Source organism: Burkholderia sp. SCN-KJ, from assembly GCF_024656005.1.
Classification (GTDB): domain Bacteria; phylum Pseudomonadota; class Gammaproteobacteria; order Burkholderiales; family Burkholderiaceae; genus Burkholderia.
The window spans coordinates 15021-41032 of record NZ_JANKOG010000030.1 but is presented as its reverse complement, the minus strand read 5'-3'; the positions used below and the strand labels follow the sequence as shown (position 1 = coordinate 41032).

23 protein-coding genes, 1 pseudogene and 1 riboswitch are annotated in these 26012 nt (G+C 67.2%); of the genes and pseudogenes, 23 read left to right on the top strand and 1 reads right to left on the bottom strand.

Going from position 1 to position 26012, the window contains the following annotated elements; genetic code table 11:
* Positions 1-41: 41 nt before the first annotated feature.
* The 5 genes and pseudogenes from NQV17_RS32730 (at position 42) to thpR (ending at position 8469) form a co-directional block, all read left to right on the top strand.
* Positions 42-4745, top strand: a complete 4704-nt coding sequence (locus NQV17_RS32730; protein ID WP_257775431.1) for a glutamate synthase-related protein — start codon at positions 42-44, stop codon at positions 4743-4745.
* Between the two features lie 85 nt (positions 4746-4830).
* Positions 4831-6297 carry a glutamate synthase subunit beta gene (locus NQV17_RS32725; RefSeq protein ID WP_044845973.1) on the top strand — a complete coding sequence of 489 codons (1467 nt, stop codon included), beginning with the start codon at positions 4831-4833 and terminating at the stop codon, positions 6295-6297.
* Positions 6298-6506: 209 nt separating this feature from the next.
* Positions 6507-7040, top strand: a complete 534-nt coding sequence (locus NQV17_RS32720; RefSeq protein WP_257775430.1) for an RICIN domain-containing protein — start codon at positions 6507-6509, stop codon at positions 7038-7040.
* Between the two features lie 566 nt (positions 7041-7606).
* Positions 7607-7819: pseudogene (locus NQV17_RS32715) on the top strand (sodium:alanine symporter family protein); the annotation flags it as partial.
* Between the two features lie 101 nt (positions 7820-7920).
* Entirely contained in the window at positions 7921-8469 is a 549-nt protein-coding gene (thpR, locus tag NQV17_RS32710; RefSeq protein WP_257775429.1) for an RNA 2',3'-cyclic phosphodiesterase, read from the top strand.
* 143 nt (positions 8470-8612) lie between these two features.
* On the opposite strand, the gene NQV17_RS32705 is transcribed toward thpR, so the two are convergent.
* Positions 8613-10382 (bottom strand): ABC transporter ATP-binding protein/permease, encoded by a 1770-nt coding sequence (locus NQV17_RS32705; RefSeq protein ID WP_044845970.1) that lies wholly within the window; start codon positions 10380-10382, stop codon positions 8613-8615.
* Between the two features lie 268 nt (positions 10383-10650).
* Positions 10651-10774: riboswitch (TPP riboswitch) on the top strand.
* 234 nt (positions 10775-11008) lie between these two features.
* Between NQV17_RS32705 and NQV17_RS32700 the strand changes: the two genes are divergently transcribed.
* The 18 genes from NQV17_RS32700 (at position 11009) to hisB (ending at position 25981) form a co-directional block, all read left to right on the top strand.
* A complete protein-coding gene (locus NQV17_RS32700) occupies positions 11009-12145 on the top strand; it encodes an FAD-dependent oxidoreductase (protein WP_257775428.1) in 1137 nt (378 codons plus the stop codon).
* Between the two features lie 32 nt (positions 12146-12177).
* Positions 12178-12375, top strand: coding sequence for a sulfur carrier protein ThiS (gene thiS, locus NQV17_RS32695; protein ID WP_014898319.1), 198 nt, complete (start codon positions 12178-12180; stop codon positions 12373-12375).
* A gap of 38 nt (positions 12376-12413) precedes the next feature.
* On the top strand, positions 12414-13229 hold the full coding sequence (locus NQV17_RS32690; protein ID WP_257775427.1) for a thiazole synthase: 816 nt from the start codon (positions 12414-12416) through the stop codon (positions 13227-13229).
* Positions 13226-14350: a thiamine phosphate synthase gene (gene thiE / locus NQV17_RS32685; RefSeq protein WP_257775426.1), complete on the top strand. Its 1125-nt coding sequence runs from the start codon at positions 13226-13228 to the stop codon at positions 14348-14350. The genes NQV17_RS32690 and thiE overlap by 4 nt, the downstream gene beginning before the upstream one ends.
* Before the next feature lie 84 nt (positions 14351-14434).
* Positions 14435-15256, top strand: coding sequence for an ABC transporter ATP-binding protein (locus tag NQV17_RS32680; protein ID WP_257775425.1), 822 nt, complete (start codon positions 14435-14437; stop codon positions 15254-15256).
* Complete coding sequence (gene mlaE / locus NQV17_RS32675) at positions 15253-16020, top strand: lipid asymmetry maintenance ABC transporter permease subunit MlaE (RefSeq protein WP_044845965.1); 768 nt, start codon at positions 15253-15255, stop codon at positions 16018-16020. The genes NQV17_RS32680 and mlaE overlap by 4 nt, the downstream gene beginning before the upstream one ends.
* 24 nt (positions 16021-16044) lie before the next feature.
* Complete coding sequence (gene mlaD, locus NQV17_RS32670; protein ID WP_257775424.1) at positions 16045-16605, top strand: outer membrane lipid asymmetry maintenance protein MlaD; 561 nt, start codon at positions 16045-16047, stop codon at positions 16603-16605.
* A gap of 33 nt (positions 16606-16638) precedes the next feature.
* On the top strand, positions 16639-17604 hold the full coding sequence (locus NQV17_RS32665) for a VacJ family lipoprotein (RefSeq protein ID WP_044845963.1): 966 nt from the start codon (positions 16639-16641) through the stop codon (positions 17602-17604).
* A gap of 110 nt (positions 17605-17714) precedes the next feature.
* Complete coding sequence (locus NQV17_RS32660) at positions 17715-18344, top strand: phospholipid-binding protein MlaC (RefSeq protein ID WP_044846000.1); 630 nt, start codon at positions 17715-17717, stop codon at positions 18342-18344.
* Positions 18341-18616 (top strand): lipid asymmetry maintenance protein MlaB, encoded by a 276-nt coding sequence (locus NQV17_RS32655; protein WP_044845962.1) that lies wholly within the window; start codon positions 18341-18343, stop codon positions 18614-18616. Before NQV17_RS32660 ends, NQV17_RS32655 begins: the two co-directional genes overlap by 4 nt.
* Before the next feature lie 192 nt (positions 18617-18808).
* Positions 18809-19735 carry an ABC transporter ATP-binding protein gene (locus NQV17_RS32650; RefSeq protein WP_044845961.1) on the top strand — a complete coding sequence of 309 codons (927 nt, stop codon included), beginning with the start codon at positions 18809-18811 and terminating at the stop codon, positions 19733-19735.
* The gene (locus tag NQV17_RS32645) at positions 19732-20487 is read left to right on the top strand and encodes an ABC transporter permease (protein ID WP_257775423.1); all 756 of its coding nucleotides are present in this window, start codon (positions 19732-19734) and stop codon (positions 20485-20487) included. Before NQV17_RS32650 ends, NQV17_RS32645 begins: the two co-directional genes overlap by 4 nt.
* A 50-nt stretch (positions 20488-20537) precedes the next feature.
* A complete protein-coding gene (locus tag NQV17_RS32640; RefSeq protein WP_006477131.1) occupies positions 20538-20777 on the top strand; it encodes a BolA family protein in 240 nt (79 codons plus the stop codon).
* Positions 20778-20791: 14 nt separating this feature from the next.
* A complete protein-coding gene (gene murA, locus NQV17_RS32635) occupies positions 20792-22141 on the top strand; it encodes a UDP-N-acetylglucosamine 1-carboxyvinyltransferase (protein WP_044845959.1) in 1350 nt (449 codons plus the stop codon).
* Positions 22138-22791, top strand: coding sequence for an ATP phosphoribosyltransferase (gene hisG / locus NQV17_RS32630; protein WP_006751807.1), 654 nt, complete (start codon positions 22138-22140; stop codon positions 22789-22791). The genes murA and hisG overlap by 4 nt, the downstream gene beginning before the upstream one ends.
* Before the next feature lie 24 nt (positions 22792-22815).
* Complete coding sequence (gene hisD, locus NQV17_RS32625; RefSeq protein WP_044845958.1) at positions 22816-24132, top strand: histidinol dehydrogenase; 1317 nt, start codon at positions 22816-22818, stop codon at positions 24130-24132.
* Between the two features lie 122 nt (positions 24133-24254).
* On the top strand, positions 24255-25328 hold the full coding sequence (gene hisC / locus NQV17_RS32620; RefSeq protein ID WP_257775422.1) for a histidinol-phosphate transaminase: 1074 nt from the start codon (positions 24255-24257) through the stop codon (positions 25326-25328).
* A 65-nt stretch (positions 25329-25393) separates the two neighbouring features.
* The gene (gene hisB / locus NQV17_RS32615; RefSeq protein ID WP_006751804.1) at positions 25394-25981 is read left to right on the top strand and encodes an imidazoleglycerol-phosphate dehydratase HisB; all 588 of its coding nucleotides are present in this window, start codon (positions 25394-25396) and stop codon (positions 25979-25981) included.
* The last annotated feature ends 31 nt before the right edge of the window (positions 25982-26012 follow it).

Genomic DNA, 26012 nt, shown 5'->3' with positions numbered 1-26012 from the left:
TGGTTCAACGGCCCTCGAGGCCCCTTTACGACGGTGTCCCCATGAACGACCACCAGCAGCCGCTCGCCGCGGTGCCCGCCGCACAAGGTCTGTACGACCCGCAAAACGAACACGACGCCTGCGGCGTCGGCTTCGTCGCTCACATCAAGGGCAAGAAGAGCCACGAGATCATTCAGCAGGGTCTGAAGATCCTCGAGAACCTCGATCACCGCGGCGCGGTCGGTGCCGATCCGCTGATGGGCGACGGCGCCGGCATCCTGATCCAGATTCCGGACGCGTTCTATCGCGAGGAAATGTCGAAGCAGGGCGTGACGCTGCCGCCGGCCGGCGAATATGGGGTCGGCATGATCTTCCTGCCGAAGGAAAACGCATCGCGTCTCGCGTGCGAGCAGGAGCTCGAGCGGACGGTGCGGGCAGAAGGGCAGGTCGTGCTCGGCTGGCGCGACGTGCCGGTCGACCATACGATGCCGATCTCGCCGACGGTCAAGGCGAGCGAGCCGCTGATCCGCCAGATCTTCATCGGCCGCGGCAAGGACATCATGGTGACGGACGCGCTCGAGCGGAAGCTGTACGTAATCCGCAAGACCGCGAGCCACCGCATCCAGGCGCTGAAGCTCAAGCACGGCAAGGAATACTTCGTGCCGTCGATGTCGGCGCGCACGATCGTCTACAAGGGGCTGCTGCTCGCGGGCCAGGTCGGCGTGTACTACCGCGACCTGCAGGACGCGCGCGTCGTGTCGGCGCTCGCGCTCGTGCACCAGCGCTTCTCGACCAACACGTTCCCCGCCTGGGAGCTGGCGCACCCGTACCGGATGATCGCGCACAACGGCGAGATCAACACCGTCAAGGGCAACGTGAACTGGCTGAACGCGCGTACCGGCGCGATCGCGTCGCACGTGCTCGGCGACGACCTGCCGAAGCTGTGGCCGCTGATCTACCCGGGCCAGTCGGACACCGCATCGTTCGACAACTGTCTCGAACTGCTGGTGATGGCCGGCTACCCGCTCGTGCATGCGGTGATGATGATGATCCCGGAAGCGTGGGAACAGCACACGCTGATGGACGAGAATCGCCGCGCGTTCTACGAATACCACGCTGCGATGATGGAGCCGTGGGACGGCCCCGCCGCGATCGCGTTTACCGACGGCCGCCAGATCGGCGCGACGCTCGACCGTAACGGCCTGCGCCCGGCGCGCTACATCGTGACCGATGACGACCTCGTCATCATGGCGTCGGAAGCCGGCACGCTGCAGATCCCCGAATCGAAGATCGTCAAGAAGTGGCGCCTGCAGCCGGGCAAGATGTTCCTGATCGACATGGAACACGGCCGCATCATCGACGACAAGGAGCTCAAGGACAACCTCGCGAACGCGAAGCCGTACAAGAGCTGGATCGACGCCGTGCGCATCAAGCTCGACGAGATCGAGCCGAAGGCCGAGGACGTCGCGGCCGGCCGCACGCAGGGTGCCGCGCTGCTCGACCGCCAGCAGGCGTTCGGCTATACGCAGGAAGACCTGAAGTTCCTGATGGCGCCGATGGCGCAGCAGGGCGAAGAGGCCGTCGGCTCGATGGGCAACGACTCGCCGCTCGCGGTGATGTCGAACAAGAACAAGACGCTCTATCACTACTTCAAGCAGCTGTTCGCGCAGGTCACGAACCCGCCGATCGACCCGATCCGCGAGAACATGGTGATGTCGCTCGTGTCGTTCATCGGCCCGAAGCCGAACCTGCTCGACACGAACAACATCAACCCGCCGATGCGTCTCGAAGTGTCGCAGCCGGTGCTCGACTTCAAGGACATCGCGAAGATCCGCGCGATCGACCAGTACACGGGCGGCAAGTTCAGCGCGTACGAACTGAACATCTGCTATCCGGTCGCGTGGGGCAAGGAAGGCATCGAGGCGCGCCTCGCGTCGCTGTGCGCGGAAGCCGTCGACGCGGTCAAGTCGGGCTACAACATGCTGATCGTGTCGGACCGCAAGACGGACGCCGAGCACGTCGCGATTCCGGCGCTGCTCGCCACGTCGGCGATCCACTCGCACCTCGTCCAGCAAGGGCTGCGCACGAGCACGGGCCTCGTCGTCGAGACGGGCTCCGCACGCGAGACGCACCACTTCGCGCTGCTCGCGGGCTACGGCGCGGAAGCCGTGCACCCGTACCTCGCGATGGAAACGCTCGCGAAGATGGCCGAAGGCCTGTCTGGCGACCTGTCGCCGGAGAAGGCCGTCTACAACTTCACGAAGGCAGTCGGCAAGGGCCTGCAGAAGGTGATGTCGAAGATGGGCATCTCGACGTACATGTCGTACACGGGCGCGCAGATCTTCGAAGCGCTCGGCCTGTCGAGCGACCTCGTCGAGAAGTACTTCAAGGGCACGGCCTCGAAGGTCGGCGGCATCGGCCTGTTCGAAGTCGCGGAAGAAGCGATCCGCCTGCACCGCGATGCGTTCGGCGACAGCCCGGTCCTGCGCGACATGCTCGACGCGGGCGGCGAGTACGCGTATCGCGTGCGCGGCGAAGACCACATGTGGACGCCGGACTCGATCGCGAAGCTCCAGCACGCGACGCGCAGCAACTCGTACCAGACGTACAAGGAATACGCGCACCTGATCAACGACCAGACCAAGCGTCACATGACGTTCCGCGGCCTGTTCGAGTTCAAGGTCGAGCCGACCAAGGCGATCCCGATCGAAAACGTCGAACCGGCGAAGGAAATCGTGAAGCGCTTCGCGACGGGCGCGATGTCGCTCGGTTCGATCAGCACGGAAGCGCACGCGACGCTCGCGATCGCGATGAACCGGATCGGCGGCAAGTCGAACACCGGCGAAGGCGGCGAGGACGAGAAGCGCTACCGCAACGAACTGCGCGGCATTCCGATCAAGTCGGGCGAGACGCTGAAGTCGGTGATCGGCGACGAGATCGTCAGCGACATTCCGCTGAAGGACGGCGATTCGCTGCGCTCGAAGATCAAGCAGGTCGCGTCGGGCCGCTTCGGCGTCACCGCCGAGTACCTGGCATCGGCCGACCAGATCCAGATCAAGATGGCGCAGGGCGCGAAGCCGGGCGAAGGCGGCCAGCTGCCGGGCCACAAGGTGTCCGAATACATCGGCAAGCTGCGCTACTCGGTGCCGGGCGTCGGCCTGATCTCGCCGCCGCCGCACCACGATATCTACTCGATCGAGGATCTGGCGCAGCTGATCCACGACCTGAAGAACGTGAACCCGAGCTCGAGCATCTCGGTGAAGCTGGTGTCGGAAGTCGGCGTCGGCACGGTCGCGGCCGGTGTCGCGAAGGCGAAGGCCGATCACGTCGTGATCGCCGGCCATGACGGCGGCACGGGTGCGTCGCCGCTGTCGTCGGTCAAGCATGCGGGCACGCCGTGGGAACTCGGCCTGGCCGAAACGCAGCAGACGCTGGTGCTGAACCGCCTGCGCGGCCGCATCCGCGTGCAGGCCGACGGCCAGATGAAGACGGGCCGCGACGTCGTGATCGGCGCGCTGCTCGGCGCGGACGAATTCGGCTTCGCGACGGCGCCGCTCGTCGTCGAAGGCTGCATCATGATGCGCAAGTGCCACCTGAACACGTGCCCGGTCGGCGTCGCGACGCAGGATCCGGTGCTGCGTGCGAAGTTCAAGGGCCAGCCCGAGCACGTCGTGAACTACTTCTTCTTCGTCGCCGAGGAAGTGCGCGAGATCATGGCGCAGCTCGGCGTCGCGAAGTTCGACGACCTGATCGGTCGCGCCGACCTGCTCGATACGCGCAAGGGCATCGAGCACTGGAAGGCGAAGGGCCTCGACTTCTCGCGCGTGTTCTACCAGCCGGAAGAGTGCGAGGACGTCGCGCCGCGTCACGTCGACGTGCAGGATCACGGCCTCGAGCGCGCGCTCGACCACGTGCTGATCGAGAAGGCGAAGGCTGCGATCGAGAACGGCGAGCATGTGTCGTTCATCCAGCCGGTGCGCAACGTGAACCGCACGGTCGGCGCGATGCTGTCGGGCGTGATCGCGAAGAAGCACGGCCACGAAGGCCTGGCCGACGACGCGGTGCACATCCAGCTGAAGGGCACGGCCGGCCAGAGCTTCGGCGCGTTCCTCGCGAAGGGCGTGACGCTCGACCTCGTCGGCGACGGCAACGACTACGTCGGCAAGGGCCTGTCGGGCGGTCGGATCATCATCCGTCCGACCAACGACTTCCGCGGCAAGTCCGAGGAAAACATCATCTGCGGCAACACGGTGATGTACGGCGCGATCGAAGGCGAATCGTTCTTCCGCGGCGTCGCGGGCGAACGCTTCTGCGTGCGCAACTCGGGCGCGACGGCGGTCGTCGAAGGCACGGGCGACCACGGTTGCGAATACATGACGGGCGGCACGGTCGTCGTGCTCGGCGAAACCGGGCGCAACTTCGCGGCCGGCATGTCGGGCGGTCTCGCGTACATCTACGATCCGGAGGGCACGTTCGCGGCGAAGTGCAACAAGTCGATGGTCGCGCTCGAGCCGGTGCTGCAGCAGGCCGAGCAGGAGCGCACGGTTGACCGCGCGCTCTGGCATGCGGGCACGACGGACGAAGCGCTGCTCAAGGGGCTCGTCGAGCGTCATTTCCAGTTCACGGGTTCGCCGCGCGCGAAGTCGCTGCTGGAAAACTGGGACGCGGCGCGCCGCCAGTTCGTGAAGGTGTTCCCGCACGAATACAAGCGCGCGCTGGGCGAGATCGGTGCGAAGAAGGCGGCGAAGGAAGTGCTGGCCGCCTGAGCGACGAACGACATAGCGAATGCCGCGCGCGCCTGACGGCCGCGCGCGGCTCCCCCACCCGATACACCGAACAGAAGAGCACCTTATGGGCAAGGCAACCGGTTTTCTGGAGTTCGAACGCCGCCACGAGGCGTACGAAGCACCGCTCACGCGCGTGAAGCACTACAAGGAATTCGTCGCGGCGCTGACCGACGCGGACGCGAAGGTCCAGGGCGCACGCTGCATGGACTGCGGCATCCCGTTCTGCAACAACGGCTGCCCGGTCAACAACATCATTCCGGACTTCAACGATCTCGTTTACCGCCAGGACTGGCAGCAGGCGATCGAAGTCCTGCATTCGACCAACAACTTCCCCGAGTTCACGGGCCGCATCTGCCCGGCGCCGTGCGAGGCAGCCTGCACGCTCGGGATCAACAACGATCCGGTCGGCATCAAGTCGATCGAGCACGCGATCATCGACAAGGCATGGGCTGAAGGCTGGGTGAAGCCGCTGCCGGCCGAACACAAGACCGGCAAGAAGGTCGCGGTCGTCGGTTCGGGCCCCGCGGGCCTCGCCGCCGCGCAGCAGCTCGCGCGTGCCGGCCACGACGTGACGGTTTTCGAGAAGAACGATCGCGTCGGCGGCCTGCTGCGTTACGGGATCCCCGACTTCAAGCTCGAGAAGTGGCTGATCGATCGCCGCATGCGCCAGATGGAAGCGGAAGGCGTGACGTTCCGCACCAGCGTGTTCATCGGCAAGGATCCGCTGCCCGAGTCGATCGGCAGCCTCGCGAAGGAAACCATTTCGCCGGACACGCTGAAGGAGGAATTCGACGCGGTCGTGATCGCGGGCGGTTCGGAAACGCCGCGCGACCTGCCGGTGCCGGGCCGCGAGCTCGCCGGCGTGCATTTCGCGATGGACTTCCTGCCGCAGCAGAACCGCGTGAACGCGGGCGACAAGCTCGCCGACCAGCTGCTCGCGAAGGGCAAGCACGTGATCGTGATCGGCGGCGGCGATACGGGTTCGGACTGCGTCGGCACGTCGAACCGTCACGGCGCGAAGCAGGTCACGCAGTTCGAGCTGCTGCCGCAGCCGCCGGAAGAGGAAAACAAGCCGCTCGTGTGGCCGTACTGGCCGATCAAGCTGCGCACGTCGTCGTCGCACGAGGAAGGCTGCGAGCGTGACTGGGCGGTTGCGACGAAGCGTCTCGAAGGCAAGAACGGCAAGGTCGAGAAGCTGATCGCGGTGCGCGTCGAGTGGAAGGACGGCAAGATGCAGGAAGTGCCGGGCTCCGAGTTCGAGATGAAGGCCGACCTGGTGCTGCTCGCGATGGGCTTCACGCAGCCGGCAGCCACCGTGCTCGAGGCATTCGGCGTCGCGAAGGATGCACGCGGCAACGCGCGTGCGGCGACCGAAGGCGATCGCTCGTACTACACGTCGGTCGACAAGGTGTTCGCGGCAGGCGACATGCGTCGCGGCCAGTCGCTCGTCGTCTGGGCGATCCGCGAAGGCCGCCAGTGCGCGCGCTCGGTCGACGCGTACCTGATGGGGCATTCGGAACTGCCGCGCTGAGCTGAAGCGCGCGAGCGGGTTTCGCAGACGGCCGGGCGTCCGAAGGGGCGCCCGGTTTTTTAATTGGGCCGAGCGCTGCCGGCAATCAATAAAGCAGCAATTAAATCGACAATTTATAAAAACAAAAATATCAAACGATATATTGAGGTAGAGATTGAATCGGGGTCTATCGCCACCTATAGTGATTTTCGCCTGATTAATTCAGGTGCATGAAAAAGGTCTGGTTTTCATACTTTTTGGAGAAAATCATGGCGTATATATCGATGTCGTTTCAGTTTACGCAAGACCCCACGCGCGTCCTCGGTGTTGCCCAGAACAATACCAACGGCAACGTGATCGGCCCCAATGCCCCGGTACAACTGCGCTACTTCACCGACCCGAATGTGCAGACCCTGTGGGACTACGATCCCACCCACGGTTGCATCATTCTGGATTTCAGCGATTCGAACGGCGGCGGCAAGCTGGCGGTCGACTTCGCAGACGGGAAGGTCGCGCCCGAAACGCCGCTGGTCCTGCGTCCGTTCACGGGGGCGCCGTCGCAGCGCTGGAGCATTTCGATTCGCCCGGGATATATTACGTCCCTCGCCAACACAGGCCTCGTGATCGACGACCATTACGATAGCCTGCAAGCGAACAACCTCGTCTGGGCATTCCCCTACAACGGGACCCACGCACAGCAATGGACGCCGGTTCATGCCTTCCAGGCTGTCGCCGAAAGAGCGCCGCAATCGCTACGAGCATAAGAACGGTTCGGTGTCGCCACGGGGAGGTGGTGCCCGTGGCGGCAACGGGGCGGCCCATTCCGTGCGCGAATGCCGTGACCTCGATAAGTCGGAATCATGGAAAACCGCTTCGGTTCGCCACATTAATTTCTGCTTTGGCATGCTCGCTTTTTGAGAAATTTTCCATGACTAATCGGATGGCATGAAAAGCCGGTTCAATGACGGGTTTTGTTTTCCATCGTGATTTCTATTTGGCGTTCCGCTATTGCGAACGTTTTCCGGTGCGAAAAGGCCGCGAATCGCCCACCGCGCCATTTTCGGACTGGATCGCTACCTGGCGCCGCGCCAACCACTCCGCGTGACGAAGTGCGTGGCTTCGCGGCACACATGAGTCCCACGCATGCATGCGCCGCTCGCTCCCCCCGCTGCGCGTCCCGCATCTTCCCGAAGCGTCGCCTAACCTGATCACATCGGGCGTTGATGTTTCGCGATTTCGAAGCCTTTGGTTTTGTAATAACCATTGAGAGCTGTCTTCGCCGCGTTCGCACGGCCGCCGCGTATGACGACCCCATTTACAACGACTCTGGATGGAGGCATTCGTGCATGGGTTGATCGACGCCGCCAACGGCGTGTTGTGGAATGACGTGCTGATCGCACTGCTGCTCGGCGCCGGCGCGTGGTTGACGTTGCGGTTCCGGATGATCCAGCTGAAGGCGCGGCTCCTCGGCATGAAACGGGGCGGCAGCAAGGGCGAGCAGGGCGGAATCTCGACGTTTCAGGCGTTCGTTCCCGAACTCGCACACGTGCTGCCGGCCGACGTGTGGGGCGAGCACGGCCCGCTGCCGCAGCGGGCGGCGTCGGTCGAAGCGTTGGCCGAGGTGCGCGTGGCGGTGCGCGAGTCATGAACGGCGACCGGCTTCGTGCGTTCGTCGCGCTGATGCCCGATACGGCGTCGCGCGACGCGCTGCACGCGCTGCCGGTCACCCGCGGCGCGCGGCGCACGCTGCCCGCGCAACTGCACGTGACGCTCGCGTTCATCGGCGCGATCGAACGCGCGCGTTGCGACGCGCTGGCCGCACGCCTGCCGGCGCTCGCGGCCGCGCATGCATTGCCGTTGCAGCCGGTCGAGCGGATTGCATGGTGGCCGAGCCTGCCGCGCGCGAGGCTGATCGTCGCGGAACTCGCGCCCGATCCCGCCTGTGCGGCGCTGAATGCCGAGTTGTCCTCGCTGCTGCGCGAGCTGGGCGTGCCGGCCGACCGCCGGCCGTTCCGGCCGCACGTCACGCTCGCGCGGCTGCCGCGCGACGCGGACGGGCAGCCTGCGCACGGCGGCGCGACTGGGCGGCCGGTTGCGCTGCGTTTCGTCGCGCTGACGCTATTTGAAAGCCGGTTGTCGCACGACGGCGTGTCGCATGTGCCGATCGTGTCGGTGCCGATCGTGCCGGCGTAGCGGGAAGACGGGGGGCGGGGGAGCGGGAAGACGGGAAGACGGGGAGGCGGGGAGGCGGGGCGGCGGGGGGCGGGAAGGCGCGAAGGCAGGAAGGACGCGGAAGAGAAGGCCGGCGCGGCATGCGCCGGCCTTCTGTTGAGCGGTTACGCGGCGACCTTGTCGCTGTCGTTCACGCGTTCGACGTTGATCGTGCCGACGTGGAACGCGGCCAGCGACTCGCGGTGCGCGATGCTGACGATCGCGGCCTTCGGCAGCCGTTCGGCGAACAGATGATAGAGCCGCGCTTCGTTGTCGGCGTCGAGCGCGCTCGTCGCTTCGTCGAGGAACAGGAAGTCCGGCTTGTGCAGCAGCACGCGCGCGCCGGCGAGACGCTGCTGTTCGCCCGGCGAAAGCACGCGCGTCCAGTGGCCGGTCTCGCCGAGGCGCTCGACGTAGTCTTCGAGGCGGCACGCGCGCAGCGCGTCGCGGCACGCGTCGTCGGTGAACGTGTCGGGCGCGGCCGGATACGTGAGCGCTGCTTTCAGCGTGCCGATCGGCAGGTAACTCGTCTGCGGCACGAACATCATCCGCGCGCCGACCGGCGCGTCGATCGCGCCGTCGCCGAATGGCCAGAGGCCCGCGAGCGCGCGCATGAACGTGCTCTTGCCGGAACCCGACTTGCCGATCACGAGCCAGCGCGAGCCGGGTTCGATCGTCACGTTGCCGATGTTCGCGAGCGCGTTGCCGTTCGGCAGCGCGAGCTTCAGCGACGACGTCGACAGCTTCGCGGCATCGACGTAGTGCAGGTTGATGCCGCCGTGCTCGGTCGCGGGCGACAGGCTTTCCTTCAGATGCGACGTGCCCATCACGCGCTTGAATTCACGCAGACGGTTGACGGTGGCGCGCCATTCGACGAGGGTCGAGTAACTGTTGATGAACCACGAGAACGAATCGCTGACGGTGCCGAACGCGGACGAGATCTGCATCAGCACGCCGAACGAGAACGCGCCGGCGAAATAGCGCGGCGCCGCGACGACGAGCGGGAAGATGATCGCGATCTGCCCGTAGAAGCTCAGCACGAACGTGAGGCGCTTCGTGTACTTCATCACGCGCCACCAGTTGTCGCGAATGCGCGTGAACAGGCTCTGCGCGTTGGCGGTCTCGGTTTTCTCGCCGTCGTAGAACGCGATCTGCTCGGCGTTCTCGCGCACGCGGATCAGCCCGAAGCGGAAGTCGGCCTCGACGCGCTGCTGCTGGTAGTTGATCGACACGAGCGGGTGACCGACCTTCTGGATGATCAGCGAGCCGACCACCGCGTACAGCGCGGCCGCCCACACCATGTAGCCGGGGATCGTGATCGGCGTCGCGCCGAGCGAGAGCGTCAGCGCGCCGGCAAGCGACCACAGGATCGTGATGAACGACACGAGCGTGACGACCGTCGACAGCAGGTCGAGCGACAGCGCGAGCGTCGTCGTCGCGAACGACTGGAGGTCGTCGGTGATCCGCTGGTCGGGGTTGTCGGCGAGGCGGTCGCGTTCGATCCGGTAGAACGCGCGATCGCCGAGCCACTGGCCGAGAAACCGGTCGGTGAGCCACTGGCGCCAGCGGAACCCGAGCATCTGGCGCAGGTAGCGCCCGTACACCGCGAGGATGATGAAGCCGAACGCGAGCGCGGAGAACTGCATCAGCAGGTTCGGGAAGTCGTGGACGTCCTTCGACTGCAGCGCGTTGTAGAACTGCGCGTTCCACTTGTTCAGCTTGACGTTGATCCAGACCACGCAGAGGTTGATCGCGATGATCGTGACCAGCAGCCCCCACGCGACTTTCCATTCGGACGACACCCAGTAGGGCTTGATGAGGCTCCATGCGGATACCGGGCGCTCGTCCTGCGGCGCGTCGGAGGCGGAGCGGACGGGATCGATCGATTGGGTCATGTGCTTCCTGATGAGTAGCCGGCGCGCGGGCCGGGCGGAGCCGGACGCGCGCCGCGATACGGCATGCCGGGACGAGGTGCCGACTGACGGCGGGCGTCCGGATGGTGGCCCGCGCGTCTTAAACGGCACTTAAGGCCGGCGGTGACGCGGCAACCGGCCGCTCGCGCGGCCGGCCTGCGGGCATTGTGCCAGAGCGGCGCGGCGCGACGGCGAATTTGCCGCAAGGGGACAGTTTGCGGCGCTTTCCGCTTTTATGGTCTAATGGCCGACGACGAAACAGGGGTGCTTCGAGCGCGGCCGACGGACAGTTCCGGGCAACGCGGCGAGGCTGAGAAAGACCCTTCGCACCCGATCCGGGTAATACCGGCGAGGGAAGTTTCTGATCCCGCCGGGCCGCGCTGGCTGCCATCCCACATGGTCAGCGCCCGAGTCCCGCCCGGCCGGCCTTTGCTGCCGGTTTCGTCCTTTTGGGTACGCGCGTCGCGCGTTACGGAAGGAATGATGACCGCTCAATCTTCAGTCTTTTGCGCTGTTCCCGATCCGCTGTCGCGTGCGTCTGCACGGGACGGTGTGCGCGCGTCGACATCCGTCGCATGCGCCCGCCTGGTTCGCGGGGAGGGGGCGCGATGAACCTCCATGCTTCCCGGCCGGATTTCGCGGTACTCGGCGGCGGCCTCGTCGGCCGCCTGATCGCGTGGCGGCTCGCGGGCGACGGGCATCGCGTCGCACTGTACGAACGCGGCGGCCCGGACGGCGAGCAGTCGGCCGCGTGGGTCGCGGCCGCGATGCTCGCGCCGCTCGCCGAGGCGGCGAGTGCCGAGCTGCTGATCACCGAGCTCGGCGCCGCATCGCTCGCGCGCTGGCCGCAATGGCTCGCGGAACTGCCCGAACCGGTCTTCTTCCAGCAGCACGGCACGCTCGTCGTCTGGCATCACGCGGATCGTGCCGAGGCGCCGCTGTTCGAGCGGCGCGTGCGCGCGAACGCGCCGGCCGAGCTGTTCGACGGCGGCTTCGTCGCGCTGGCCGGTGCGCAGGTCGATGCGGCCGAGCCCGCGCTCGCGGGGCGCTTCGCGCGCGGCCTGATGCTGCCGCGCGAAGGGCAACTCGACAACCGGCAGGCGTTGCGCGCGCTCGCGGCGGGCCTCTCGCAACGCGGCGTCGAGCTGCACTGGCACGCGACGATCGACGACGCGAACCGGCCCGACGCGCATTTCACGATCGATTGCCGCGGGCTCGGCGCGAAATCCGCGCTGCCCGCGCTGCGCGGCATCCGCGGCGAGGTCGCGCGCGTGCATGCGCCCGGCATCGGGCTCACGCGGCCCGTGCGGCTGCTGCATCCGCGCTATCCGCTGTACATCGCGCCGAAACAGGACGACCTGTACGTGATCGGCGCAACCGAGGTGGAGGGCGAGGACATGTCGCCCGTCAGCGTGCGCTCGGCGCTCGAACTGCTGAGCGCGGCGTTCTCCGTGCACCCGGCATTCGGCGAGGCGCGCATCCTCGAACTCAATGCGCAGTGCCGCCCGACGCTGCCCGACCATCGCCCGACGGTGATCTGGGACGGCGCGACGACGCTTGCCGTCAACGGCCTGTACCGGCACGGCTTCATGATCGCGCCGGAAGTCGCGCATGCGGCGGTCGCGTTCGCGCAAGCCGCGCTCGGCGGCAGGTTCGCCGATGCCGACGCGTTCGCCGCGTGGCGCGATGCCGCGCGCTGGCCGACGCTCCTTCATCACCGCGACGACGCGCGCCAGCCGGCCTGACGCGCGCCGCCGACCGAATTCGATCAAGCCTCATGGATATCCAGATCAACCAACAGACGCTGACGCTGCCCGACGGCGCGACGGTGGCCGACGCGCTCGCCGCGTACGGCGCGCGTCCGCCGTACGCGGTCGCGCTGAACGGCAATTTCGTCGCGCGCACGCAGCATGCGGCGCGCGCGCTCGCGACGGGCGACAAGCTCGACGTGGTGCACCCCGTCGCGGGCGGCTGAGCGCCGCCGGTTCGCCCCCGCTCTTCCAGGAAAACGACATGACGTCCCTCACTTCCGCCGACGCGCTGACGCTGTACGGCGTAACCTTCGCAAGCCGCGTGCTGCTCGGCACGTCGCGCTATCCGTCGCTGCAGTCGCTGTCCGACTCGATCGCCGCGTCGCGCCCCGGGATGGTGACGGTCGCGCTGCGCCGCCAGATGACCGGCGGCACCGCCGAGGCCGGCTTTTTCGACCTGCTCAAGCGTCACGCGGTGCCGCTGCTGCCGAACACGGCCGGCTGCCAGACCGTCGCCGAGGCGGTGACGACCGCGCACATGGCGCGCGAGGTGTTCGACACCGACTGGATCAAGCTCGAGCTGATCGGCGACGACTACACGCTGCAGCCCGACCCGGTCGGGCTGATCGAGGCGGCCGCGCAGCTGGTCAAGGACGGCTTCAAGGTGCTGCCTTACTGCACCGAGGATCTCGTGATCGGCCGGCGCCTGCTCGACGTCGGTTGCGAGGCGCTGATGCCGTGGGGCGCGCCGATCGGCACCGGGAAGGGCGTCGTGAACCCGTACGGGTTGCGCGTGCTGCGCGAGCGGCTGCCGGACGTGCCGCTGATCGTCGACGCGGGGCTCGGGGTGCCGTCGCATGCATGCCAGGTGATGGAGTGGGGTTTCGACGGCGTGCTGCTGAACACGGCCGTGTCGCAGGCCACCCATCCGGAGATCATGGCGCGCGCGTTCGCACAGGGCGTCGAGGCCGGCCGTGCGGCCTACCTCGCCGGGCCGATGGATGCGCGCGAGACCGCGCATGCGAGCACGCCGGTCGTCGGGATGCCGTTCTGGCACCAGGACGGGGGCGGCGCATGAGCGCGCGCTTTGCCGATGCCTTCTGGCCGCCGGCCGACGAGCTGGCCGAAGCGGCCGAGCGGATTCGCGCGCGCCTCGGCGACTGGCCGGCCGGCACGACGCCGTGGCGGCTCTGCGTCGCGGCGCCCGACGTGCCGGCCGACGGCGACGTGCTGATCGTGTCGGCCGGCGACCGTGCCGCGCAGGCGCGCGCGTCGGCCGCATCGCGCCCCGCATCGCCGGATGCGGTCGCGATCGAATTCGACGAGCGCGGCGCCGTGCTGCATGCCGCGGGCGTGCGCCACGCGCTGGAAGCCGCGCATCCGCTCGTCGACGACTGGATCGCGGCGCTCGCCGCGTTCCTCGACTGCGGTTTCGCGCCGATCGACGCGCTGGTGCTCGCGCTGGCCTGGCGCGACGGCGACGAAACCCGCGATGCCGATGCGTGGCCGGTCGACGCCGCACGGTTTCCGCGTGTCGCCGGCCTGGCCGCCGCACCGGAGCCGGCATTCCCGCCGTGCCCCGCGCAACTGGGCCTGTATCCGGTTGTCCCGGATGCCGAATGGGTCGAACGCGTGCTGGATTGCGGCGCGCGGACCGTGCAGCTGCGCGTGAAAGGCGCGGAGCCGGACGCATTGCGCCGGGAAATCGCGCGCGCGGTCGCGGCAGGGCGCCGCTATCCCGATGCGCGCGTGTTCATCAACGATCACTGGCAGATCGCAGTAGAAGAGGGTGCGTACGGCGTACATCTGGGCCAGGAGGATCTGGAAACGGCCGATCTGGCCGCGATCGCGCGCGCCGGCCTGCGGCTCGGGCTGTCGAGCCACGGTTATTACGAGATGTTGCGGGCCTTGCACGAGCGCCCGAGCTATCTGGCGCTCGGTCCCGTCTACGCGACCGCGACCAAGGCAGTCGCGGCGCCGCCGCAGGGCCTGGCGAGGATTGCCCGCTATGCGCGCTTCGCGGGGGCGCGGGCGCCGCTCGTCGCGATCGGCGGCGTGGGGCTCGACGCGTTGCCGGACGTGCTGGCGACGGGCGTCGGCAGCGTCGCGGTGGTCAGCGCGATCACGGGCGCCAACGATTATCGGGCGGCGATTGTTGCATTGCAGCAATGCTTTGCCCGACAATTTGACATTCATTGACCGCAGGGCCCGGAACGGCGTCACGACATCATTCCAATGCAGGCCCTATAATTCGGCGTTCTGCGTAAAAGGACTGTCAGCTCCGTGAGCCCCACTCCTACCGAGACCCTGCTGGAACTTCGCGACGTCGACTTTGGCTACGGCGACCGCCTCGTCCTGTCGAACCTGAACATGCGCTTCGGGCGCGGCCAGGTCGTCGCCGTCATGGGCGGGTCGGGTTGCGGCAAGACGACCGTGCTGCGCCTGATCGGCGGGCTGGTGCGCGCACGCCGCGGCCAGGTGCTGTTCGACGGCGCCGACGTCGGCGCGCAGACGCGCGACGGCCTGTACGCGCTGCGCCGCAAGATGGGCATGCTGTTCCAGTTCGGCGCGCTGTTTACCGACATGTCCGTGTTCGAGAACGTCGCGTTCGCGCTGCGCGAACACACCGACCTGCCCGACGACCTGATCCGCGATCTGGTGCTGATGAAGCTCAACGCGGTCGGCCTGCGCGGCGCGCGCGACCTGATGCCGTCCGAGGTGTCGGGCGGGATGGCGCGCCGGATCGCACTCGCGCGCGCGATCGCGCTCGACCCGCAGCTCATCATGTACGACGAACCGTTCGCCGGCCTCGATCCGATCTCGCTCGGCATCACCGCGAACCTGATCCGCACGCTGAACGAGGCGCTCGGCGCGACGTCGATCCTCGTCACGCACGACGTGCCGGAATCGTTCGCGATCGCCGACTACGTGTATTTTCTGGCCAACGGCGGCGTGCTCGCGCAGGGTACGCCCGACGACCTGCGCGCATCGACCGACCCGAGCGTGCGCCAGTTCATCGACGGCGCGCCGGACGGCCCGTTCAAATTTCATTACACGAGCCCGCCGCTGGCAGCGGATTTCGGGCTCGGCGGAGGGCGCGCATGATCAGCGCGATCGGACGTTACGTCATCGGCGGCCTCGTGCGCGCGGGCTACGGCACGCGGCTGTTCGTGCGCCTCGTGCTGGAGTTCTTCCCGCTGTTGCGCCGGCCGCGGCTGGTCACGAAGCAGATCCACTTCCTCGGCAACTATTCGTTCGTGATCATTGCCGTGTCGGGCCTGTTCGTCGGCTTCGTGCTCGGCCTGCAGGGCTACTACACGCTGAATCGCTACGGGTCCGAGCAGGCGCTCGGCCTGCTGGTCGCGCTGTCGCTCGTGCGCGAGCTCGGCCCGGTCGTGACCGCGCTGCTGTTCGCGGGCCGCGCGGGCACGTCGCTGACGGCCGAGATCGGCCTGATGAAGGCCGGCGAGCAGCTCACCGCGCTCGAGATGATGGCCGTCGACCCGGTCAAGACGGTGATCGCGCCGCGCCTGTGGGCCGGCATCATCGCAATGCCGCTGCTCGCCGCGATCTTCAACGCGGTCGGCGTGCTCGGCGGTTATTTCGTCGGGGTCGTGCTGATCGGCGTCGATCCGGGCGCGTTCTGGTCGCAGATGCAGGGCGGGGTCCAGGTATGGGCCGACGTCGGCAACGGCGTGATCAAGAGCATCGTGTTCGGGTTCGCCGTGACCTTCATTGCGCTGTTTCAAGGGTATGAAGCGAAGCCCACGCCCGAGGGCGTGTCGCGCGCGACGACCAAGACGGTCGTGTTCGCGTCGCTCGCCGTACTCGGCCTCGATTTCCTGCTGACCGCGCTGATGTTCAGCTAAGCCTCAGCCAAGCCAAATTTTGGGATGACGATGAAAAAGACTGCTCTCGACTTCTGGGTCGGCCTGTTCGTGGTGGTGGGCTTCCTTGCGGTGCTGTTCCTGGCGCTCAAGGTCGGCAACATGAGCTCGCTGTCGTTTCAGCCGACCTACTCGGTGCGGATGAAATTCGACAACATCGGCGGGCTGAAGCCGCGCGCGGCCGTGAAAAGCGCGGGTGTCGTGGTCGGCCGCGTGAAGGCGATCGGCTTTGATCCCAACACCTACCAGGCGCTGGTGACGATCGATATCGACGGCCAGTATCCGTTCCCGAAGGATTCGTCGGCGAAGATCCTGACGTCGGGCCTCCTCGGCGAGCAGTACATCGGCCTCGATCCGGGCGGCGACACCGAAATGCTGAAGGCGGGCGATACGATCACGATGACGCAGTCGGCGATCGTGCTCGAGAACCTGATCGGCCAGTTCCTGTACAGCAAGGCAGCCGACGCGGGTGGCGCGAAGCCGGCATCCGGCGCCGCGGCTGCACCGGCGGCGCCCGCACCGGTCGCGGTGCCGGCCTCCGCGGTGTCCGGTTCGGCCGCCCAATAAACCACACGAGAGAAAGACAAGAGGGTAATGACCATGCAGACGATCCGCATCAGGCACGCCGCGCTCGCGGTGGCGGCAGTCGCCGCGTTAAGCGGTTGCGCGACCGTGCAGACGCCGACCAAGGGCGATCCGCTCGAAGGCTTCAACCGGTCGATGTACAAGTTCAACGACACGGTCGACACGTACGCGCTGAAACCGGTCGCGAAGGGCTACCAGTACGTGGTGCCGCAGCCGGTGCGCGACAGCGTGACGAACTTCTTCTCGAACATCGGCGACGTCTACATCGCGGCGAACAACATCGTGCAACTGCGGATCGCGGACGGCGTCGGCGACATCATGCGCGTCGTGATCAACACGGTGTTCGGCGTCGGTGGCCTGTTCGACGTCGCGACGATCGCGAAACTGCCGAAGCACACGGCCGACTTCGGGATCACGATGGGCCGCTACGGCATGCCGTCGGGTCCGTATCTCGTGCTGCCGCTGCTCGGCCCGAGCACGCTGCGCGACACGGCCGGCCTCGGCGTCGACTACGTCGGCAACCCGCTCACCTACGTGAAGCCGGACGGCCTGAGCTGGGGCCTGTTCGGCGTGAACCTCGTCAACACGCGTGCGAACCTGCTCGGCGCGGGCGACGTGCTGGATGCCGCGGCGCTCGACAAGTATTCGTTCGTGCGCAACGCGTACCTGCAACGCCGCCAGATGCTGATCGACAACGCGCGCGGCGAGGCCTCGACGACCTCGAGCAACGATGCGCTGCCGAAGTACGACCTGCCGGACGACGGCGCCGCACCGGCGGCGGCCGGTGCGGCCGGGACGGCGGGCGCCGCGGCAGTCGGCGGCGCGACGGCGCCGGCCGGCGCATCGGGCGCGGCCGTTGCCGCACCGGCGTCGGGCGCCGCCCAGGCGCCGAACCCGGCGAGCGCGACGACCGTGCCGCCGATGCAGGTGGCGCCGCCGTCGCCGGGCGGATTCCGCTTCCCGAGCATCCGGCTGCACTGACGCGCTTACATTCGTTACAGCCGGAAACGATTCAGTCGGTAGCGCACGCGAACCTTCGCGTAAGCTACCGGCTCCAACCTTCGCATCGACTCTTCATGCAGGTCTCCATGATGAAAAAACTGTTCCTGATTCCCGTTTTCGCGGCGCTGTTCTCGTTCGGCAGCGCAGCCCACGCGCAAGTCGACCAGTCGAACCCGCAGGCGCTGATCAAGACGGCGACGCAGCAGGTGCTCGACGAGGTCAAGCAGCAGACGATCAAGCAGGGCGACACCAATCGCATCATTACGATCGTCAACAAGGACATCCTGCCGTACACCGATTTCCGCCGCACCACGCAGCTCGCGATGGGCCGCAACTGGCGCACGGCGTCGGCCGAGCAGCAGCAACAGGTTCAGGAGCAGTTCAAGCTGCTGCTGATCCGCACGTATTCGGGCGCGCTTGCGCAACTGAAGCCGGACCAGCAGATCCAGTACCCGCCGTTCCGTGCCGATCCGGCCGACACCGACGTCGTCGTGAAGACGGTCGCGATGAACAACGGCCAGCCGGTCCAGATCGACTACCGCCTGTACAAGACGGCCAACGGCTGGAAGGTGTATGACCTGAACGTGCTGGGCGCATGGCTGATCCAGACGTACCAGCAGCAGTTCAACGAGAAGATCCAGCAAAGCGGCGTGGACGGCCTGATCAAGTTCCTGACGCAGCGCAACCAGGAACTTGCCGCCGGCAAGCAGGCGTCGTGAGCGGCTTCGCGGCCGGCTCCTCGCTGACCGTCGCGAGCGCGAAGTCCGCGCTCGCGGACGGTCTCGCGCGCATCGACGCGGGCGAAACCGCCGTCGATTGCGCGGCGCTGACGCAGTTCGACTCGTCCGCGCTCGCCGTGCTGCTCGCATGGCAACGTGCCGCCAAAGCGCGCGGCGCGACCCTCGACATCCTCAATCTCCCCTCGAAGCTCGCCAGCCTCGCGCGCGCCTACGGCGTCGACGCGCTCATCGACGGCACCGGGCGACATTGACCCTGTCCGACCGAAGCCTGCCGCGCCAGCCGGCGCGCGCACGCTTCAGGCCGCGCGCCTTAGGCGCCGGCTCCGCCAGCCGGTTTGCCCTATAATCAAGCGTTTTGCGGGGCAGCCAATCGGCGTCCGGCCCCCATTTTCTTTCGCAGCAAGCACAGAATAGGCGTCGCGGCCCCTGCGCCGCGCACAGTCATGTCAGCCATAGAAATCCGTCACGTCAAGAAGCGCTACAAATCGCTTCAGGCGCTCAAGGGCGTCAGCCTGTCGGTCGAGGAGGGCGAGTTTTTCGGTCTGCTCGGCCCGAACGGCGCAGGCAAGACCACGCTCATCAGTATCCTCGCCGGGCTCGCCCGGGCCGATGAAGGCAGTATCTCGGTGCGCGGCCACGACGTCGTCAAGGACTTCCGCGGTGCGCGCCGCGCGCTCGGCGTCGTGCCGCAGGAACTCGTGTTCGACCCGTTCTTCACCGTCCGCGAGACGCTGCGGATCCAGTCCGGCTATTTCGGGCTGCGCCGCAACGACGACTGGATCGACGAAGTGATGGCCAATCTCGACCTCACCGAGAAGGCCGACGCGAACATGCGCGCGCTGTCGGGCGGCATGAAGCGCCGCGTGCTGGTCGCGCAGGCGCTCGTGCACCGGCCGCCCGTGATCGTGCTCGACGAGCCGACGGCCGGCGTCGACGTCGAGCTGCGCCAGACGCTGTGGAAATTCATCTCGCGGCTGAACCGCGAGGGCCACACGATCGTCCTGACCACGCATTACCTCGAGGAAGCCGAGTCGCTGTGCGACCGCATCGCGATGCTGCGTCGCGGGGAAGTCGTCGCGCTCGACCGCACCGACGCGCTGCTGCGCCGCTTCGCGGGCTTGCAGCTGTACCTGCGGCTGGCAACGGGCGCGCTGCCCGCCGAGCTGCGCGGGCTGGAGACCGATCCGGCCGCACGCGCGCCGGGCGAGCATCTGCTGCGTCTCGCGAGCTACGACGATGTCGAGCGGATTCTCGCGCAGTGTCGCGCGGCGGGCTGCACGTTCGACGAGATCGAGGTCCGCAAGGCCGACCTCGAGGATGTGTTCGTCCAGGTGATGAACGGGGCAGAAGTCGTCGAGGGATTGGCATGAGCGGTTTTCAAACGCTGTTCTACAAGGAACTCCTGCGTTTCTGGAAGGTATCGTTCCAGACGGTTTGCGCGCCGATCGTGACGGCGCTGCTGTACCTGACGATCTTCGGCCATGCGCTGTCGGGCCGTGTCGAGGTGTATCCGGGCGTCGAGTACGTGAGCTTCCTGGTCCCCGGCCTCGTGATGATGAGCGTGCTGCAGAACGCATTCGCGAACAGCTCGTCGTCGCTGATCCAGTCGAAGATCACCGGCAACCTCGTGTTCGTGCTGCTGCCGCCGCTGTCCTACCGGGACATGTTCGGCGCGTACGTGCTCGCGTCCGTCGTGCGCGGGCTCGCGGTCGGCGCGGGCGTGTTCGTCGTGACGATCTGGTTTGTCCCGATGCATTTCGCGGCGCCGTTGTTCATCATCGCGTTCGCGCTGCTCGGCTCGGCGATCCTCGGCACGCTCGGGCTGATCGCCGGGATCTGGGCCGAGAAGTTCGACCAGCTCGCCGCGTTCCAGAACTTCCTGATCATGCCGCTGACGTTCCTGTCCGGCGTGTTCTATTCGACGCACTCGCTGCCGCCCGTGTGGCGCGAGATCTCGCGTCTCAACCCGTTTTTCTACATGATCGACGGCTTCCGTTTCGGGTTCTTCGGCGCGTCCGACATCAACCCGCTCGCGAGCCTCGCGATCGTCACCGGTTTCTTCGTGCTGCTCGCGATGTTCGCGATGCGGCTGCTCGCGACCGGCTACAAACTGCGTCATTGATATCGACGGCGGCGGCCGCCACGGGCGGCGCGCGCCGACAGGAGCCCCTCATGTTGCCGACTCCCGAACAGGTCAAGCAATACATCGCCGGCGGTCTCGCCTGCACTCATCTGGAAGTCGAAGGCGACGGCCAGCATTTCTTCGCGACGATCGTGTCGGCGGCCTTCGAAGGCAAGCGGCCGATCCAGCGGCACCAGCTCGTCTATGCGGCGCTCGGCGATCGCATGAAGCAGGAAATCCACGCGCTCAGCATGAAGACGCTGACGCCCGCCGAATGGCAGAACGCATAAACCGGAACCACTGAGTGCAAGTCACCGTCAACGAGCGCGACGCCGTCCAGAGCGTCGCCACGGCACACCCGGCCGCCAACGGGGAATCGCAGGGACATGGGATGGACAAGCTGGTGATCGAAGGCGGTCGTCGGCTGTCGGGCGAGATCGTCGTGTCGGGCGCGAAGAACGCCGCGCTGCCGATCCTGTGCGCGGGGCTGCTCAGCGCCGAGCCGGTCGAACTCGACAACGTGCCGAACCTGAAGGACGTGCGCACCACGCTGAAGGTGCTGAACCAGATGGGCGTGAAGAGCGCAACGGACGGCTGCCGCGTGCAGCTCGACGCATCGCGCGTCGACAACCTCGTCGCGCCGTACGAGCTCGTCAAGACGATGCGCGCGTCGATCCTCGTGCTCGGGCCGCTGCTCGCGCGCTTCGGCGAGGCCAAGGTGTCGCTGCCGGGCGGCTGCGCGATCGGCGCGCGGCCGGTCGACCAGCACATCAAGGGCCTGCAGGCGATGGGCGCCGAGATCAGCATCGAGCACGGCTTCATCGAGGCACGCGCGAAGCGCCTGAAGGGCGCGCGCATCGTGACCGACATGATCACGGTGACGGGGACGGAAAACCTGCTGATGGCCGCGACGCTGGCCGACGGCGAGACGGTGATCGAGAACGCGGCGCGCGAGCCGGAAGTGAGCGATCTCGCACACTTGCTGGTCGCGATGGGCGCGAAAATCGACGGCATCGGCACCGACCGCCTCGTGATCCAGGGCGTCGAGCGGCTGCATGGTGCACGCCATTCGGTGATTCCCGACCGCATCGAGGCCGGCACGTTCCTGTGCGCGGTCGCGGCGGCGGGCGGCGACGTGATGCTGACGGGCGTGCGCCCGCACATCCTCGACGCGGTGATCGACAAGCTGCGCGAGGCCGGCGTGTCGATCGAGGAAGGCGACAGCTGGCTGCGCGTGAAGATGGACCGCCGCCCGCAGGCGGTGACGATCCGCACGTCGGAATACCCGGCGTTCCCGACCGACATGCAGGCGCAGTTCATGGCCCTCAATTCGGTCGCGACGGGCACCGCGCAGGTCGTCGAGACCATCTTCGAGAACCGCTTCATGCACGTGCAGGAGCTGAACCGGCTCGGCGCGAACATCACGATCGACGGCAACACGGCGCTCGTGACGGGCGTCGACAAGCTGTCCGGCGCGAACGTGATGGCGACCGACCTGCGCGCGTCGGCGAGCCTCGTGATCGCCGGGCTGCGCGCCGAAGGCGAAACGCTCGTCGACCGCATCTATCACCTGGACCGCGGCTACGACCGCATGGAAACCAAACTGACCGCCGTCGGCGCGAACGTGCGCCGCCTCTCCGGGAGCCAAGCATGACCGCGCCGCTGACCCTCGCCCTGTCGAAGGGCCGGATTTTCGAGGAAACCCTGCCGCTGCTGGCGGCCGCCGGCGTGCAGGTGGCCGAGGATCCGGAAACGTCGCGCAAGCTGATCCTGCCGACGACCGATCCGAACCTGCGCGTGATCATCGTGCGCGCGAGCGACGTGCCGACCTATGTCGAATACGGCGCGGCCGACTTCGGCGTGGCCGGCAAGGACGTGCTGGTCGAGCACGGCGGCTCGGGCCTCTACCAGCCGATCGATCTGAACATTGCACGCTGCCGGATGTCGGTGGCCGTGCCGGCCGGTTTCGACTACGCGAACGCGGTGCGCCAGGGCGCGCGCCTGCGGGTCGCGACCAAGTACGTCGAAACGGCACGCGAACACTTCGCCGCGAAGGGCGTGCACGTCGACCTGATCAAGCTGTACGGCTCGATGGAGCTGGCGCCGCTGGTCGGGCTGGCCGACGCGATCGTCGACCTCGTCAGCTCGGGCGGCACGCTGAAGGCGAACAATCTGGTCGAGGTCGAGGAGATCATGGCGATCTCGTCGCGCCTCGTCGTGAACCAGGCTGCGCTGAAGTTGAAGCGCGCGGCGCTCAAGCCGATTCTCGACGCGTTCGAACGCGCGTCGCAGAATGGCAATTGAGCGCATCACCGTAACGGAACTTCCATGGCCATCACCATCCGCAAACTCGATTCGACCAGCGACGGCTTCGACGCCGCGCTGCGTGCGGTGCTCGCGTTCGAGGCGAGCGAGGACGAAGCGATCGAGCAGTCGGTCGCGCAGATTCTCGCCGACGTGAAGTCGCGCGGCGACGCCGCGGTGCTCGAGTACACGAACCGCTTCGACCGGCTGGACGCCAGCAGCGTCGCCGCGCTCGAGCTGCCGCAGGACGCGCTGCAGACGGCGCTCGACGGCCTCGCGCCGAAGGCGCGCGCGGCGCTGGAAGCCGCCGCCGCCCGCGTGCGGGCGTACCACGAGAAACAGAAGATCGAGTGCGGCACCCATAGCTGGCAGTACACGGAAAGCGACGGCACGGTGCTCGGCCAGAAGGTCACGCCGCTCGACCGCGTCGGCCTGTACGTGCCGGGCGGCAAGGCCGCCTATCCGTCGTCGGTGCTGATGAACGCGATTCCCGCGCGGGTCGCGGGCGTCGGCGAGATCGTGATGGTCGTGCCGACCCCGGACGGCGTGAAGAACGACCTCGTGCTCGCCGCGGCGCTGCTCGGCGGCGTCGATCGCGTGTTCACGATCGGCGGCGCGCAGGCGGTCGGCGCGCTCGCGTACGGCACGGCCACGGTGCCGGCGGTCGACAAGATCTGCGGGCCGGGCAATGCGTACGTCGCGTCGGCCAAGCGCCGCGTGTTCGGCACGGTCGGCATCGACATGATCGCCGGCCCGTCGGAAATCCTCGTGCTGTGCGACGGCACGACCGATCCGAGCTGGGTCGCGATGGACCTGTTCTCGCAGGCCGAACACGACGAACTCGCGCAGTCGATCCTGCTGTGCCCGGACGCCGCGTTCCTCGAGCGCGTCGAGAAGGCGATCGACGAGCTGCTGCCGACGATGCCGCGCCAGGACGTGATCCGCGCGTCGCTCGAAGGCCGCGGCGCGCTGATCAAGGTGCGCGACATGGCCGAAGCGTGCCGGATCGCGAACGACATCGCGCCGGAGCACCTCGAGATTTCCGCGCTGGAGCCGCAGCAATGGGGCCAGCAGATCCGCCACGCCGGCGCGATCTTCCTCGGCCGCTACACGAGCGAAAGCCTCGGCGACTACTGCGCCGGCCCAAACCACGTGCTGCCGACCTCGCGCACCGCGCGCTTCTCGTCGCCGCTCGGCGTGTACGACTTCATCAAGCGCTCGAGCCTGATCGAAGTCAGCGCCGAAGGTGCGCAGACGCTGGGCGAGATTGCTTCCGAACTCGCATACGGCGAAGGGCTGCAGGCGCACGCGCGCAGCGCCGAGCTCCGGATGAAGGGGTGACCCGCGCGCCGGAGCCGATGCCGACGCATCGACGCCGGACGACGAGGAGACCAAGCGCAGGGCGGCAGCCGCCGCCCTGCCGACCAATTTGACGCCGGCGCGACGCACGCCGGCTTGAGACCATGACGACGCCACAAGACATCATCCGCCGCGACGTGCTCGCAATGACGAGCTACCCGGTGCCCGACGCGAGCGGGTTCGTGAAGCTGGATGCGATGGAGAATCCGTATTCGCTGCCGGCGCCGCTCGCGGCGGCGCTCGGCGAGCGCCTCGCGCAGGTCGCGCTGAACCGCTACCCGGCGCCGCGCCCGGGCGCGTTGCTCGACAAGCTGCGCCGCACGATGGGCGTGCCGGCCGCGTGCGACGTGCTGCTCGGCAACGGTTCGGACGAAATCATCAGCATGATGTCGGTGGCCTGCGCGAAGCCGGGCGCGAAGGTGCTCGCGCCGGTGCCGGGCTTCGTGATGTACGAGCTGTCCGCGAAGTTCGCGCAGCTCGAATTCGTCGGCGTGCCGCTCAAGGCCGACCTGACGCTCGACGCCGACGCGATGATCGCGGCGATCGCCGAGCACCGGCCCGCGATCGTCTATCTCGCGTACCCGAACAACCCGACCGGCACGCTGTACGACGAAGCCGACGTCGAGCGGATCATCGCGGCCGCGCGGCACAGCCTGATCGTGATCGACGAGGCGTACCAGCCGTTCGCGGAGCGCTCGTGGCTGCCGCGCGCCGCCGAGTTCGACAACGTCGTCGTGATGCGCACGGTGTCGAAGCTCGGCCTCGCGGGAATCCGCCTCGGCTATCTCGCCGGGCTGCCGACGTGGCTGACCGAGTTCGACAAGGTGCGCCCGCCGTACAACATCAACGTGCTGACCCAGGCGACCGCCGATTTCCTGCTCGACCACCTCGACGTGCTCGACGCGCAGGCGGCCGAATTGCGTGCGGAACGCACGCGCCTCGCGCAGGCCGTGGCCGCGCTGCCGGGCGCGACGGTGTTCCCGAGCGCCGGCAATTTCCTGCTGGTGCGCGTGCCGGACGCGGCGGCCGTGTTCGATGCGTTGCTCACCGAGCGGGTGCTGGTCAAAAACGTGAGTAAAATGCATCCGTTGCTGGCCGAATGCGTGCGGCTGACCGTCGGTTCTCCCGACGAAAACGCGCGCCTGCTCGCTGCCTTGAAACTCGCGCTGCCCGGTTGACCCCAGGGCGCGGCGGCGCGCGACGATCAATCCCCATTTACATCAGACTCAATCAAGGAATTGCCATGCGTGTGGCGGAAGTCGTTCGCAATACCAGCGAAACGCAGATCCGTGTGAAGCTCGATCTCGACGGTACGGGCCGGCAGAAGCTGGCCACCGGCGTGCCGTTTCTCGACCATATGCTCGATCAGATCGCGCGACATGGTCTGATCGATCTCGAGGTCGAAGCGCATGGCGATACGCATATCGACGACCACCATACGGTCGAGGACGTCGGCATCACGCTCGGTCAGGCCGTCGCGAAGGCGATCGGCGACAAGAAGGGCATCCGCCGCTACGGCCATTCGTACGTGCCGCTCGACGAGGCGCTGTCGCGCGTCGTGATCGACTTCTCGGGCCGGCCGGGTCTCGAATTCCACGTGCCGTTCACGCGCGCGCGGATCGGCACGTTCGACGTCGACCTGTCGATCGAATTCTTCCGCGGGTTCGTGAACCACGCGGGCGTCACGCTGCACATCGACAACCTGCGCGGGATCAACGCGCACCACCAGCTCGAAACGGTGTTCAAGGCCTTCGGCCGGGCGCTGCGTGCGGCGGTGGAGCTCGACGAGCGCGCGGCGGGGCAGATTCCGTCGACGAAGGGCAGCCTCTAACTTTCGAACGGACAGGACGCCACGGACAACC